This is a genomic window from Helicobacter pylori FD535 (genome assembly GCF_000296015.2).
GTDB classification, from domain to species: domain Bacteria; phylum Campylobacterota; class Campylobacteria; order Campylobacterales; family Helicobacteraceae; genus Helicobacter; species Helicobacter pylori_CT.
Map to the genome: position 1 here is coordinate 1 of NZ_AKHP02000050.1, position 14,013 is coordinate 14,013.

Consider the following 14,013-nt stretch of genomic DNA (forward strand, 5'->3'; position numbering starts at 1 on the left):
TGTTTAATTCTGTGTTTAATTCTGTGTTTAATTCTGTGTTTAATTCTGTGAAAGCGTCCAAAATCTTAACGATCTCTTGTTGGACTTCTAGGGGTGGGATGGGGATTGTTATTTGCATAATGTTATTACTAGAAATGCTATAAGGTATAGCGCTTCTATTTGAAATAGAATATAAATAATTTTGCATGTTTGTTAATACATAATAAAGGTATCTATTGATTAGGGTTTCTTTTGGAATGACAGAAAAACAAACATCATTTGCCCAAAACTTTTGATTTTGCCAATTGACAAATCCGGCAGTTCCATATTGAGCTATAGTAATTGTATTTTCCTCTCTGTTATATTCATTTAAATATCCCATAAATCCTATTCCACCAGATACAACGGGATATTTTCCTTTATCTAATATTTCTTTTTTTGTAACCCTTTTACCTCTAATTATTTCACACACCTCCCCCAATTTCCTAAACTCCACCCCTTTAGGCGCTAAAGTTTGGAGCAGTTTTTCTATTTTATGCATTTTGCCCCCCTTCTAAATGGCTAATGATACGATCAAGGCTTTAAGCCCTCATCGCGCGCATGGAATTGGCTAAGGCTAAAAGCGTAACCCCCACATCGCTAAAGACCGCTTCCCACAAGCTCGCTACCCCCATAAGCCCTAGCACAATAAAAACGGCTTTAATCCCCAAAGCGAACAAGATATTTTGCCAAATGATGCTTTTAGTTTTTTTAGCGATCGCTAAAACTTTCACTAAAGAATTTAAAGAGTCATTGGTGATCACAATGTCTGCGCTTTGCTTGCTCAATTCTGAGCCTTTCCCCATGCCAATCCCCACATCAGCGCTCGCTAGAGTCGGAGCGTCATTGATGCCATCGCCTACAAAAATCGCCGGGGCTTTATAGCGTTCTTTAAAAGCTTTAAACACGCTCGTTTTTTCTTCAGGCAACAAGCTCGCATAATATTCACAGCCTAGAGTTTGAGCGATGCTTTCAGTCGCGCTTTTTCTGTCCCCGCTCAAAATGCAAAAATTTTCTATCCCTTGCTCTTTTAAATCCCTTAAGCACTCTATAGCGTCATCTTTAATCTCATCGCTAATGACGATATAGCCCACATAAGTTTGGTTAAAAGCCACATGCACGATCGTGCCGTTTTCTTTGGAAGGGCTGTGCGCGATATGGAATTGATCGAGCATTTTTTCATTCCCTGCGATGATTAGATCCGTATGGCATTGCGCTTTAACCCCCATCCCGCTCAATTCTTCATAATTTTTAATGTCATGCTGGTGCTTATCGTCCTTTAACATTTCTTCGCATGCTTTTTGAATGGATAAAGCGATCGGGTGCGTGGATAGGAGCTGTGAGCAAGAAGCGTAATGCAAAACTTCTTCTTTAGAATGCCCGTTTTGCGGCACAATATCCGTTACTTTAAAAACGCCTTTAGTCAAAGTGCCGGTTTTATCAAAGGCGATGCTTTTAGCTTGGGTAAGCACCTCTAAAACATGCACGCCTTTCATTAAAATGCCCTTTCTACTCGCCGCTCCCACGCCCCCAAAATACCCTAAAGGCACAGAAATCACTAACGCGCAAGGACAGCTCACCATTAAAGCCACAAGCCCCCTATAAATCCACTCATCAAAGCTCCCCATAGAAAACAAGGGCGGTAATACAGCGATCATTAACGCAATGAATAAAACGCTTGGGGTGTAGTAGCGTGAAAATTTAGTGATGAATTTCTCGGTTTCGCTCTTTTCATTCGTGGCTTGTTGGACTAAATCCACCACTTTAGCGATAGAAGAATCTTTATACCTTTTTTCTACTTGAATTTCAAGGACCGCTTTTAAATTCAAGCTCCCCCCTAAAACTTTAGAACGTTCGCTGACATTAACCGGCATAGACTCCCCGCTCAACGCCCTTTCATCTAGCAAACTTTCGCCCTTAATTACCACGCCATCCACAGGCACTTTTTCGCCGACTTTCACCACCACAATGTCATTAATTCTTAAATCTTCAGGCGCAACGCTCACCAATGCATCGCCCTTTTTCAAATAAGCCAAATTAGGAGCGACATCCACTAAAGCCTTAAGGGATTTTTTAGAGCGAGAGACAGCGAGTTTTTGCAAAAATTCGCCCGCTGAATAAAACACCATAATAGACACGCTTTCTTCATAAGCCCCCACGCAAAAAGCCGCAATAGTCGCAATGAGCATCAAAGCGTTTTCATCAAAAAATTGCCCTTTCCTAAGCCCACGAAACGCCCCTAAAATCACATCTTTACCGCTCACTAGATACACTAAAGCCAACACGAAAAACACCGCTTTTTCAATCAAAGGGTTAGGGTTTAGGTGTAAGATTAAAATCGCGCCCAAAAAGACCATGATTGTAACAATGAGTGGGGTAAAACTCAAGGGCTTTTCTGTAGCCTCTTGAAAAGACAGACTCAAATGCGGTTCATTTTGCTTGATGAAAGCCTTAACCTTTTCAAAATCGCTCGTGTCTAAAAACAACTTACTGGTGCTGAAATTGATTTGAGCTTTTTTCACATAGTCCAGTTTGTTTAAATCCCTTTCCAATTTAGACGCACAATCAGGGCAATCCAAATTATGAATGTGGTATTCTTGCATTTTCTCTCCCTTATAAAAATCCTTTTAAGAAATCTTTCTAAAACTCAGCGCTTTAAGCATGTGAGATTTTTCTATATTCTCGCAAGCGTTTAAATCCGCAATCGTCCTAGCGACTTTTTTGACCTTATTCACAGAACGCATGGACAGATTAAACCTTTCAATTGCCTGCTCCAACAACTTTTGTGCTTCAAAATTTAAAGGGCAAAATCGTTCGATCTGCTCTTCATTAAGCTTACCATTAAAAGCGCTCTGTTTCCTTAACTTTTGCTGTTTGAAAGCTAATAATACCAATTCATGCATCTCTTTTGAAGTCCAAGAATGCGACGGCGTGTCTTTATAATTCCCCTCTTCCATTTGCACGAACAAATCAATCCTATCCAAAAAAGGCTCGCTCAAGCGGTTTTTATACTGCGCGATTTCTCTATCTTGGCAACGGCATGCTTTGGTGGCGCTGAGTAAATTCCCGCACAAACAAGGGTTTTGAGCCCCCACAAATAAAAAAGAAGTTTCGTATTCAATCTTGCTATGCACTCGTGAGATCACTAATTTATTGTTTTCTAAAGGCTCTCTTAAAGCTTCCAAAATATCCTTTTTAAAATGGGGCAATTCATCAAAAAAAAGCATGCCGTTATGCGCTAGCGCGATTTCGCCAGGTTTTGGCTCTCTTAGAGAGCTTGAGCCTAAAATACTGGATTTTGAAGCGCTCTGGTGAGGGTTTCTAAAGCTCCTTAAAGGGTAATAGGCGCTGTCTTGCTCGCTTAAAATGCGTAATTTTGTCGCTTCTAGGATTTCATTCAGGCTTAATGGAGGTAAAATATAACGCATGCGGTTAATGATCATGCTTTTCCCACACCCTGGACTTCCCTCTAAAATCAAGTTGTGAAACCCAGCGCTAGCGATCAAAGCGGCTTCTTTAGCGACAGCTTGCCCCTTAACTTCTTTAAAATCTAAGGCATAGGCGTCTGAAAAATAATACTCCTTATCGTTCAATTCTATCGTTTTAAAGGGTAGTTTTTTCGTGTGGGTGTCTGCTTTGATTTCAGGGTTTTGCAAGATTTCTAAAGCTTCTTTAAAATGCTCCACAAAAAAGCATTGCAAATTAGGGATGAGCGAAAAAAGCTCCTCATTAGCCTTAGGCGCAATGACTTTAGCATGGGGGTGTTTAATGGCAATGTCTAAAAGCATGGGAAAAATGTTAGAATTGGGTTTGATCTTGCCATCAAGCCCTAACTCCCCAAAAGCAAACCACTCTTTAAAAGCCAACTCTTGTTTTTGTAAAGCGATTAAAAGAGCGATAGGCAAATCAAAATGGCTCCCGGATTTAGGCAGATCTGAAGGGGAAAGGTTGATGGTGATTTTTAAAGGCGGGAAAGTGAAATCGTTGTTTTGTAAAGCCGATTGGACCCGCTGTTTGGCTTCTTGGATAGAATTATTAGCCAATCCTGAAATCACAAACGCCGGCAAAGCCCTTGTGAAAGTCGCCTCCACAGCCACGATTTCTGCCACTCCCCTTTGCATGGTCGCGCAAAATATCGTGTTAATCATGATTAGGACTTGTTTTTGGGATTTTTACTTAATTCTTTTAATTCTTTTTCAAATTTCTTACGCTTCAAAATGGATAATTTATCCACGAATAACACGCCATTAAGATGATCGATCTCATGCTGAATGGCTACCGCTAAAAGCTCGCTCGCTTCTAAAACTTTCACTTCAGCGAAGCGGTTTTGATACTCTATCTTCACCTTTTCAAAACGCTCCACCTCTTCGTAAAATCCTGGCACAGACAAGCACCCTTCTTTATACATCATTGAACCCTCAGTTTCTATAAACTTAGGGTTAATGATTTCCAAGCAGTCTTCTTTGTGTTGCACGCCGTCTTCTCGTGGGAGATTGATGATGAGCATTCTTAAAGGCAAACCCACTTGAATAGCGGCTAACCCTATCCCCTCACTAGCGATCATAGTCTCATGCATGTCGTCTAGCTGTTGGTGGAGTTTTGCATCAAAAGAAACGACCTCTTTAGAAATCGTTCTTAAAATTTTAGAAGGGTAATGGATAATCTCTAATAACGCCATGCAATCACTTCACGTTTTTCTGTAACACTTTATCAATCAAGCCATACTCTTTAGCTTCTTTAGCACTCATATAAAAATCCCTGTCCGTGTCTTTAGCGATTTGTTCCAAACTCTGCCCTGAGTTTTGAGCCAAAATAGAATTCATCAAACCCTTAAGCCTGAGAATCTCATTAGAAATGATTTCAATATCGCTCGCTTGCCCTTGAGCCCCCCCTAAAGGCTGGTGGATCATAATCCTTGAATGGGGCAATGAAAAGCGCTTGCCCTTAGCCCCACAGCTCAGTAAAAACGCCCCCATAGAAGCCGCTTGACCGATGCAAATCGTGGAAACATCAGGGCGGATAAAATTCATGGTGTCATAAATGCTAAGACCGCTTGTTATCACCCCACCGGGAGAATTGATATACAAGCCAATGTCTTTTTCAGGGTCTTCAGCTTCCAAAAACAAGAGTTGGGCCACGATAGAAGACGCCACGCTATCATTGATCTCACCGCTCAATAAGACAATGCGATCCTTTAAAAGGCGCGAGTAAATATCATAGCTACGCTCCCCACGATCGGTATTCTCTATCACATAAGGAATGTATCCCATCATCTCTCCTTTTTAGCTGTTTAACCCGCTTGAGTTTTTTGAGCGTTGGGCCTCATTTTCTCTAAAATTTCTTGTTGCTCTTTAGGCAGGTTTTTATCCAACAAATAAGCTAACACCCTATCTTCAATCATCGCCATTTTCACCGCCGCTAACATGTTATTTTTGCGGTATTGTTCAATGAGGCTTTCTGGGTTTTGCCCTGTCATCATCGCTTCATAATACAAAGTTTGAAAGACCTCATTGTCATGCACGCCAATTTTTTCTTCCTTCGCTAAAGCGTCAATGATGAAAGTGATTTTCACGCTTTTTGTAGCATCATTCCTAAAGCTCTCACGCTTTTCTTTGGCTTTTTCTTGACTTTCTTGTAAAGATTTGACTTCCTCAGCTTGCATGGAATAAAGAGCGTTCCTGAACAACAAATCCATTTCTTGCTCTATGATCGTTTTAGGCAAATCAAAAACGATCTTTTCATCTAAATTTTCAATCAATTTTTCTTTCAACTCTTCATTATAGAGCCTGGCTTTATTTTCTAAAAACAACTGCCCTTCAACCCTTTCTTTCAAAAGCTTTAAAGCCGCATTCTCTTCATTAGCCAACACGATTTTAGCGAGTTCGTCATTGATTTCTAACACTTCACGCACTTGAATCTGGTGCAACTTCACTTTAAAAAGGGCTTCTTTGCCGGCCAAATGCTCTGCGTGGTATCCGCTAGGGAAAGTCAAAGAGAATTCTTTTTCTTCGCCCGCTTGCATGCCTAAAAGAGCCTTTTCAAAATCTTCTAGCATTTGCTTACTGCCTAAAATCAAATTGAAATTCTCAGCCTTGCCCCCTTCAAAAGGCGCATTATCTATAAAGCCTTCAAAATCAATCGTTAGTTTATCGTCGTTTTGAGCTTTTCTTTGAGCGTCAGTATCCACAAATTTCGCATAGTCTTTAGCGAGCTGTTTCAAACGCTCATCAATTTTTTCTTCATTGGGAATTTCCACTCCCACGCTAGGCACGCACTCTTTGATCTTGTCTAAAACAATCGTGGGTTTTAAGCCGATGTCCGCTTCTATTTCAAAATGCGTGTCTTTTTTTTCAAATTTAGTGAGGTTGGGGCTACCGATTAAATCCTTATTTTCAATCCCTAATTCCTTAAAAGCGTTTTTCAAAACCTCTTGGATCATTTCTTCTTGAGCGTCTTGTTCAATTTGGGCTTGATAACGGGTTTTCACTAAACTAAGGGGGACTTTACCTCTTCTAAAGCCATCAATTTTAACTTTTTGGGCGATTTTTTGAGCGATTTTATCATAACGCTTTTCTAAATCCTCAATGAAAGGTTTAGCGCTCAAACGGGCGTTAGCGGTGTCAATCTTTTTCACTTCAAGATTCATTTTTTTCCTTACATGGCTAAAAAATTAAATTTTTGTATCATTATAGCTTAATTTGTTTTAATTCCGGTTTATAAAAAGCGGTTTTAATTCTAGTTTTCAAAAATTTAAAAAACTAAAAATCATAAGTTGAAGTGAGATAGACAGAAATATTGCGCTTGAAATGAAGGGTGTATAAAGGGGTTTTAAAATAATCATTGGTTAAAAAAGGGATGCGTGCGCCAAATTCTATCGCCCAATTCTTATACCTTGAAAAGCGGTAACGATACCCCACATTCAACATCACTTGAAACATGTAAGGGTGATAAATACTTGAAGGATCTTTAGCCCACTTTTTAAAAATCTTTGTTTCATAAAACCAGGTTTCTCCCACGAAATTCATCCCTAAAATCAGCGTCCCAAAAGTGCGTTTGTATAAAAAGTCAGCTCCCACTCCATAAAAAATAGCGTTAATAAAAGTCTCTTTTCTTTGCAATTTTTCCCTATAGCTTTTAGGGATCTGCGAACTCTCCCTCAAACTATCGCCTAAAACGCCTTTATTTTTAAGAAAAAACCCATAAGCATAATCCAAAGAGACATAAAAGCGCAAACCATAGCGCTCTTTTTTAGGAAAAAATTGCTTATAGCCATAAATCAAACTGACTTCAGCAAAAGGAATGTCTCGGTATTTTGAATGGTTTTCAAATTTTTCCCTGCTCTGTAGCCATGACATTTGCACCACGCTTGTGCCGTAATAATGGGAACTTTTATCTATATTAAAAAGTTTTTTCTTGGGCTTTTTAGGCTCAGCAAAACATGGAGAGTGGGCCTTGCCCCTTAAGCACTTCTTCGCTAAAAACCGCTGATACCCTAGATCTTCTTTTTTGATGATGGTGTAAGTAACCAGATCATCAGCTCTCAAATACACGCTCAAAAAGAACGCTAAAACACCCCCCTTAAGCAGTTTGTTCAAGCGTTCTTTTCTTATGCGTTATTTGTCTTTATCGGTTTCTCTTGTTTTTCAATTCCTTGGCGTCTTTTTGATACGATTCTAAATTCCTTTGAGTGAGTTTTTTGTCTATTTCTTGCATGATATTTGCAAAAATCTTATTCAAAGCGCTCTTAATCGCATCATTAGAATTATCCGTTCCCTTAACCATAGTGCTAACTAACCCTCCGCTGTGGCTTGAATGGGTGGTTTTTAAGAATTTCTCTTGAATGTCCAACTCGCTCAAATCCATCGTAAAAGAATCTAAAGATTCCCCACTCATAGGCTCTAGTATGGTAACCTTGACAAACCCGGCCGGGATTAAAACCCCTTCCATTTTATCCAAACCAGTGGAGAACAATAACCCGGGTTCTGATTTTTTCTGTATGGTCCTTTTAGGATCGGGGCGTAAAACAATTTCGCCATTCATAGCGACGGCCAAATACCCTTCTTTTTTTTGCGAAAAAGAAAGATCGTCTTTATCGCTGCTATCTACATTAATAACCTTATAGCCCTGATTTTGCAAAATCTGTTCAACCTTGAGCGCGGTTTGATTCTTGAATTTGTTTTCATACTCTTTAGCAATATTATCGCTGTATTGAAAAGCTGGCTTTAAAAGTAGAATCTTTTCATCTAACGCTTGAACTTTCTCGCTAGCTGGATGGTAATTCAACTTCAAAGAGACCTCATTGGTTTCAATAATATGCGGGCTGCATCCCACTAACAAAGCCGCCACGCTCGCGCCTAAAAGGCATTTTTTCCATGCAAAATCTTTAAAATGATTATTTGCTTTCATCGTTCTATCCTTGATTGTAATATTTTAGACTTCTATAACAACAAACCCGAAGCAACCAACACGCTTTTGTTGTCAAAATGTTATTTTACCCTAACATCTTTAGATTATCAGTCTTTTTCTATTTTTTAGCGTTATAATCCCCGCTTTTGCCTCCACTTTTATGCTCCAACATTACACCGCTGATTGTCATGCTCTTATCAATGGCTTTCACCATGTCATAAATGGTTAAAAGCCCTATACTCACACCCATTAGCGCTTCCATTTCTACGCCCGTTTTAGCTTGAGTTTTGACTCTCGCATAGAGTTTAAAACTACAAGTTTCTTTTTCTTCTAAAATATCAATATCCACCCCATTGAGCATGATTGAATGGCACATGGGAATGAGCTCGCTTGTCTTTTTAGCCCCCATAATCCCAGCAATAATAGCAGTCTGTAACACCGGACCCTTTTTGACGCAATGATTGATAATAGCGTCATAAGCCTCTTTATTCATGCTGATACGACCGCTTGCTAAAGCGATTCTTTCAGTGGTTTCCTTATCCCCTATATCCACCATTTTAGGTTGATTTTCTTCATTCAAATGAGTGAGCGGCATTTTTTTACCTTATTGTTTGGGGCGGAACGCTTGAATGTTTTTTTCATTCACTTGCATGTAATTCCCTAAAATCAAATCCACGCAATAAGGAATCGCTGGAAAAACCGCTTCTAAGCATTCTCTGATACTTTTTGGCTTACCAGGGAGATTGACAATCAAACTCTTATTCCTGATGCCAGCGCTCTGGCGCGACAGGATCGCTGTAGGCACGTATTTCAAACTAGTCATTCGCATAAGCTCTCCAAAACCAGGAAGCATTTTTTGGCACACTTTTTCTGTGGCTTCTGGGGTTATATCTCTTAAAGCAGGGCCTGTGCCTCCTGTAGTAACGACTAGATCGCATTGGTATTCATCGCACATTTTAATCAGCGATTTTTCAATTAAATCCCTTTCATCAGCGACAATTTCGTAATGGAATTCTAAAGGATTGAGCAGGTATTCGCTCAACACTTCTTGTATTGCCTTACCGCTTAAATCTTCATAAATCCCTTTTGACGCTCTATCGCTCGCGCTCAAAACGCCTATATGAATCGTTTGCATTTGAACTCCTTTTTAAGCTAAAAGCCCACTCCCTTTTAAAAGGTGGCTTCTTTCTTTAGCGTAGATGCGTTGATTATGGATTAAATCGTATTTCCAAATAGGGGCGTTATGCTTAAAATCTTCAATAAAATCTTCGTATAGTTCTAAGGCATTTTTTCTATTCTTTCCCATTAAAACGCATAAAAATGAGCTTTGTCCTATCAAAACATCGCCCAAGCTGTGCGCCATTTTTAACACCACGCCCAAATCTTTGGCTTTATGGTGCCATTTTTCAAACCAAGTCTTTAATAACGCCTCATAAATATCAAAACTCAAGCCTTGAATGTTATCCTCTTTTCTCACAATCCCCACAAACACACAAAACGCTCCAAAGTTTTTCGCGCAAGCTTCCTCTTGGTAGGCTTTCAAAAGCTCGCTAGTATCTAATGCCCCTTGAATGATTTTTAACACCTAGCCCCCACAAACCGGTGGCAACAAACTTACCACATCGCCATCTTTTAAAGGCGCATCTAAATTGTCTATCAAATGATCATTAAGGGCTATCGCGCAAACTCCCAACCACTCTTTTAAGCCCTCTTTTTCTTGTAAAACCGCTCTTAATTCCTTTAAATCATTCGCTTTGACGAAAAAATTTTCTTCTTTTATGGGTCCAAAAAATCGCACTTCTACCATCATTTACCCTTATATTCAATCTTTTAAAGCATGATTTTGATATTTTTAAAACCTCTTTGAAAAGCGCTCATAATTTTCACAATAAATGCCCCATTTTGAGCTTTTTGACTTCCAAATACCCTTGATTATGCTCATTAGCGCACACGATCAGGCTCTCTCTGGTTATTTCAGCGTATTTTTCTAAAGCGGCGATTTTTTTAGGGTTGTTTGTGAGTAAGCGCATTTTTTTAATGCGGTAATATTCTAAAATTTCACCCACAATACTATAATCCCTTTCATCGTCTTTAAACCCTATCATTTCATTGGCTTGAATGGTATCATAGCCCTTATCTTGCAAAGCGTAAGCATTGACTTTATTAAATAGCCCTATCCCGCGCCCTTCTTGGCGCAAATAAATCACCAGCCCCCCTTCTTTAGAAATCCTTTCTAACGCCATTTGCAACGCCCCCCCGCAATCGCATTTTTGAGAGCCTAGAGCGTCGCCGGTCAAGCATTCTGAATGCAAACGCACTAAGGGGTTTTGAGAAAAATTAGGGGTGAAAACCACTAAATGATCTTTAGAGCCATTAGAACCCTTTTCTCTAAAGCACTGGATATAAAACTCCCCAAATTGAGTGGGTAATTTAGCTTGGTTAGAAACTTCTAATCGTTTCAAGGATACTCCTAAAATTAGTTTTAAAACGCATCTTTTAAAAAAGGTATTCTATCAAAACTCTTTATAATTTTCTTAAATTTTAAGCTCTTAAAATTTGTAAGTCAAATTCAAGCCATTAGGGCTTAAATTAGAGCGGATTTCATGTTTATTATAAATCCCTAAAGCTTCCCCAAGCCCTAAATCCCTAATGATAAAACCGATAGGATCCATAAGAGCGATGGCTAAACGCCCTAAAAATAAAGAGCCAAAAAGCTTGCCTTCGTTGCGTTGGATATAGCGCGTGAGCTGGTAAAACCCTTCCCCCAATATCGAACCCAATAAAGGCGTGATCACTAAATCCTGCCAGCTAGGCACTTCCACAAACGCTTCCAAGCCATATTCCCAAAAAAGCGTAGAAGTGATAAAAGAAAAAAACGCTGATGCCATCCAGCCAAACCCAGCCATGCGCGGTTGCATATAATACATGGCCCCAAAATAAGGGTGCAAAATTTCATTGAAAATAAAACTATCGTTGTCCAGTTTTGGCCCCATGCGGACATTTTCAAACCAACTTTTGACGCCAAACTTTTCTCTATCCCAATTCGTTACGCTCTCTGGCATGAGATACAACCCCACAATCCCTATCACCAAAGACACGCCTAAAATCCCTACGCTCGTGCCTAAATATTTCCAACGGCTATTTGGGGCATAAGGGATCGTGTTGCTCTTTTTAAACTTCTTTTTAAAATAATGCCATGAGAGATTTTTAGAAGGGCGTCTGAGCGTTTCTTCTAATTGAACGCTGTTAGCGTTTAAAAAACTACAGCCCAACCCCCAAATAACAACGCAAACTACCCAAATCTTTTGGAAGGTTTTTAGGAATATTTTCAATAATATTTTTAGGAGTGTTTTTAACGAAATCAGCATAAACTCTATTATTACTCTCATCAGGTTGCAAACTTTATTGCTTGACTTAAAAAGAGTTTATTATACCTTAAAAACATTACAACACATTCAATGAAACTGAACAGCCTCTTAAAGGCTAATCGTTTCTACAAGCTTAAGCCCAAACCCGCTCAAAGCCTTATACTGCCTGTCTTCAGAAGAGCTTAAAAGCCTGAAATCCTTTATCCCTAAATTTTTTAACACTAACGCCCCTATCCCAAAATCTTTAACGATATTGTTTTCTTTAGAATGCGTGTTCATAAAGATCAAATAACCCCCTTCGTGCTTTAAATATTCTAACGCCTTAAAAAACACTTCAAACGCACCAGTCGTTAAAAAATCAAAATCCTCTTTGATAGGGTGGAAACGCACTAAAGGGGCTAAATCATTGGTTTTTGCACCCTTAAACTTAAAAGCGTAATGGTTTTTTTGCTGATGGTCTAAAAAAGTGTAGCATTGCGTTGGGTGTTTTAAAAATTCCCTTTCTTCTTGGCAAAACATTTTCAGCAAACTTTCATTTTCTAAACGATAGCTGATCAAATCAGAAACATAGAGGGTTTTAAGGTTATGTTTAATGGCGAAATCGCTCAAAAATTTATCCCCTCTCCTCGCCATAGAGCCATCTTCTTTCATGATTTCACAAATCACACTCACGGGCTTTAATCCAGCTAATTTGCACAAATCCACGCTCGCTTCAGTATGGCCCGTGCGCGCTAACACGCCTCCATCTTTTGCAATTAAAGGGAAAATATGCCCCGGGCGCACAAAATCGCTCGGTTTGGTGGTGTCTTTACACAATAATTCAATCGTTAAATGCCTTTCAAAAGCAGAAATCCCGGTTTTGGCTTCTTTAGCGTCAATAGAAACCGTGAAAGCGGTCTCATGGTTAGAATCATTCACGCTCACCATAGGGGGTAATTCAAATTTTTTCGCTAAATCTTTGGTCAAAGACACGCAAATCAACCCCCTAGCATGCGTGGCCATGAAATTGATTTTCTCAGGGGTAGAAAAAATCCCAGCCAAAACCAAATCCCCCTCATTTTCTCTGTCTTCATCGTCCATAACAATAAGCATTTCGCCATTTTTATACGCTTCTAAAGCTTCAGCAACTCGTTCTAAGATCATTCTAACTCCCTAGTTTTATTCAATAATATTTAGTTTTATAGAAAAAAGAAATATAGCATGTTTAATAACGATTATTACTTTATTGCTTCATTTAGATACAAACCGCTAAAGCCTTTAAATAAATTAAATAAAACTTCCCCTATCATGCAAGAAACGCTCAAAGACTTATTCTAATGTTTGCCAATTCTGATTAATTTTGGGCTATACCTAAAAACTTTATCCAAGATTTTAACTGCGCTTTTATGTAAAAAACGGCCAATCCTAATGCTTAAAGGTAATTTTTTAGGCTTTTGTTTTTCTGTGTTGGAGTTTTGAGCGTTCATTCCATCGCAAGAAATCGCAAATTCTTCTAACACATAGTTTTTGACCCCATGCCAATAATGCCTATCCATCACGCAATCTATAGGCATCACCCATTCTTTCGCGCTGTATTTTAATAATTTTTGCGCGGCTTTTGGGGCTAAAACATACCCTTGAGTGCCAATGCCATCTTTAAAATTTAAGATTTGAGAAACCCCTTTAACGGGAGTTTTTTGTTTGGCCACATTTTCTTCTAAATGCATCAAACGGATATAGCCTAATTCGTTGATGTGTTGGTAACAAAACTCCAGGCTCTCTTTAAAACGCTCTTTTACAATAATATCATCTTCTAAAATACAGATCGCTTCATTGAGTTCTATGCATTTTTGCCACAACAAATAATGGCTCGCATAGCACCCAAGCTCCCCAAACCCCATCCTCTTCCCGCAATGCTTGAGCGCGTAAAAGAAATTTTTTAACGCGCAAGGGGGGTGTTTTTTATTCTTACAAAAAGCCCATAAATCTTCAATCATAAAAGAAGGGTGCAAATGCTCTAAAATCAAGGGGTGTAATTGAGTGGGAGAGATTTTAGAATAGATCGCATCAAAAATTTCATAAGAGATCCCTTGAAGTTTAAGGCTCTCTAAAAGGGGGGTTATATGAGTTTCTTTTAAAGAAAAATTTTGACAGGTTTTTGGGCTTAAATGAATAATAAAAACACGCATGTTAGCCTTAATTCTTAATACAAATAAAATCAATATTAAACAGACTTACATTC

General features: G+C 39.0%; 16 protein-coding genes. All 16 read right to left on the reverse strand.

Going from position 1 to position 14,013, the window contains the following annotated elements; genetic code table 11:
- A partial coding sequence (locus DV63_RS15575; RefSeq protein WP_020982467.1) for a restriction endonuclease subunit S occupies positions 1-520 on the reverse strand: 520 nt, incomplete at its 3' end.
- Between the two features lie 40 nt (positions 521-560).
- Entirely contained in the window at positions 561-2,621 is a 2,061-nt protein-coding gene (locus DV63_RS15580) for a heavy metal translocating P-type ATPase (RefSeq protein ID WP_001158881.1), read from the reverse strand.
- Positions 2,622-2,645: 24 nt separating this feature from the next.
- Complete coding sequence (locus tag DV63_RS15585) at positions 2,646-4,166, reverse strand: YifB family Mg chelatase-like AAA ATPase (RefSeq protein ID WP_000611039.1); 1,521 nt, start codon at positions 4,164-4,166, stop codon at positions 2,646-2,648.
- A 2-nt stretch (positions 4,167-4,168) separates the two neighbouring features.
- Positions 4,169-4,696, reverse strand: coding sequence for a peptide deformylase (def, locus tag DV63_RS15590; protein ID WP_001185817.1), 528 nt, complete (start codon positions 4,694-4,696; stop codon positions 4,169-4,171).
- 4 nt (positions 4,697-4,700) lie between these two features.
- Positions 4,701-5,288, reverse strand: coding sequence for an ATP-dependent Clp endopeptidase proteolytic subunit ClpP (clpP, locus tag DV63_RS15595; protein ID WP_000540573.1), 588 nt, complete (start codon positions 5,286-5,288; stop codon positions 4,701-4,703).
- Between the two features lie 20 nt (positions 5,289-5,308).
- Positions 5,309-6,664 carry a trigger factor gene (gene tig, locus DV63_RS15600; RefSeq protein ID WP_001047744.1) on the reverse strand — a complete coding sequence of 452 codons (1,356 nt, stop codon included), beginning with the start codon at positions 6,662-6,664 and terminating at the stop codon, positions 5,309-5,311.
- A 112-nt stretch (positions 6,665-6,776) separates the two neighbouring features.
- Complete coding sequence (locus DV63_RS15605; RefSeq protein WP_001037700.1) at positions 6,777-7,613, reverse strand: outer membrane protein; 837 nt, start codon at positions 7,611-7,613, stop codon at positions 6,777-6,779.
- A 28-nt stretch (positions 7,614-7,641) separates the two neighbouring features.
- Entirely contained in the window at positions 7,642-8,424 is a 783-nt protein-coding gene (hpaA, locus tag DV63_RS15610; protein WP_000646649.1) for a flagellar sheath lipoprotein HpaA, read from the reverse strand.
- A 118-nt stretch (positions 8,425-8,542) separates the two neighbouring features.
- Positions 8,543-9,019 (reverse strand): cyclic pyranopterin monophosphate synthase MoaC, encoded by a 477-nt coding sequence (gene moaC, locus DV63_RS15615; protein ID WP_001131516.1) that lies wholly within the window; start codon positions 9,017-9,019, stop codon positions 8,543-8,545.
- A gap of 9 nt (positions 9,020-9,028) precedes the next feature.
- On the reverse strand, positions 9,029-9,559 hold the full coding sequence (gene mog, locus DV63_RS15620) for a molybdopterin adenylyltransferase (RefSeq protein WP_001193319.1): 531 nt from the start codon (positions 9,557-9,559) through the stop codon (positions 9,029-9,031).
- A 12-nt stretch (positions 9,560-9,571) separates the two neighbouring features.
- Positions 9,572-10,009 (reverse strand): molybdopterin synthase catalytic subunit, encoded by a 438-nt coding sequence (locus DV63_RS15625; protein ID WP_000912685.1) that lies wholly within the window; start codon positions 10,007-10,009, stop codon positions 9,572-9,574.
- Positions 10,010-10,231, reverse strand: a complete 222-nt coding sequence (locus DV63_RS15630; RefSeq protein WP_000230620.1) for a MoaD/ThiS family protein — start codon at positions 10,229-10,231, stop codon at positions 10,010-10,012.
- A gap of 76 nt (positions 10,232-10,307) precedes the next feature.
- Complete coding sequence (ribA, locus tag DV63_RS15635; RefSeq protein ID WP_000825071.1) at positions 10,308-10,886, reverse strand: GTP cyclohydrolase II; 579 nt, start codon at positions 10,884-10,886, stop codon at positions 10,308-10,310.
- Positions 10,887-10,973: 87 nt separating this feature from the next.
- Positions 10,974-11,696, reverse strand: coding sequence for a DUF3943 domain-containing protein (locus DV63_RS15640; protein WP_000501904.1), 723 nt, complete (start codon positions 11,694-11,696; stop codon positions 10,974-10,976).
- A gap of 204 nt (positions 11,697-11,900) precedes the next feature.
- Positions 11,901-12,935 carry a bifunctional 3,4-dihydroxy-2-butanone 4-phosphate synthase/GTP cyclohydrolase II gene (locus DV63_RS15645; protein WP_000599757.1) on the reverse strand — a complete coding sequence of 345 codons (1,035 nt, stop codon included), beginning with the start codon at positions 12,933-12,935 and terminating at the stop codon, positions 11,901-11,903.
- A gap of 170 nt (positions 12,936-13,105) precedes the next feature.
- Positions 13,106-13,960, reverse strand: coding sequence for a glycosyltransferase family 25 protein (locus DV63_RS15650; protein ID WP_001263295.1), 855 nt, complete (start codon positions 13,958-13,960; stop codon positions 13,106-13,108).
- Positions 13,961-14,013 lie beyond the last annotated feature (53 nt).

What these genes read in the sequence shown, in the direction of transcription:
- moaC (WP_001131516.1), bottom strand. Translation starts at nt 9,019, where the DNA reads ATGCCGCTCACTCATTTGAATGAAGAAAATCAACCTAAAATGGTGGAT.
- clpP (WP_000540573.1), bottom strand. Translation starts at nt 5,288, where the DNA reads ATGGGATACATTCCTTATGTGATAGAGAATACCGATCGTGGGGAGCGT.
- tig (WP_001047744.1), bottom strand. Translation starts at nt 6,664, where the DNA reads ATGAATCTTGAAGTGAAAAAGATTGACACCGCTAACGCCCGTTTGAGC.
- DV63_RS15650 (WP_001263295.1), bottom strand. Translation starts at nt 13,960, where the DNA reads ATGCGTGTTTTTATTATTCATTTAAGCCCAAAAACCTGTCAAAATTTT.
- hpaA (WP_000646649.1), bottom strand. Translation starts at nt 8,424, where the DNA reads ATGAAAGCAAATAATCATTTTAAAGATTTTGCATGGAAAAAATGCCTT.
- DV63_RS15585 (WP_000611039.1), bottom strand. Translation starts at nt 4,166, where the DNA reads ATGATTAACACGATATTTTGCGCGACCATGCAAAGGGGAGTGGCAGAA.
- DV63_RS15630 (WP_000230620.1), bottom strand. Translation starts at nt 10,231, where the DNA reads ATGGTAGAAGTGCGATTTTTTGGACCCATAAAAGAAGAAAATTTTTTC.
- DV63_RS15580 (WP_001158881.1), bottom strand. Translation starts at nt 2,621, where the DNA reads ATGCAAGAATACCACATTCATAATTTGGATTGCCCTGATTGTGCGTCT.
- def (WP_001185817.1), bottom strand. Translation starts at nt 4,696, where the DNA reads ATGGCGTTATTAGAGATTATCCATTACCCTTCTAAAATTTTAAGAACG.
- DV63_RS15645 (WP_000599757.1), bottom strand. Translation starts at nt 12,935, where the DNA reads ATGATCTTAGAACGAGTTGCTGAAGCTTTAGAAGCGTATAAAAATGGC.
- mog (WP_001193319.1), bottom strand. Translation starts at nt 9,559, where the DNA reads ATGCAAACGATTCATATAGGCGTTTTGAGCGCGAGCGATAGAGCGTCA.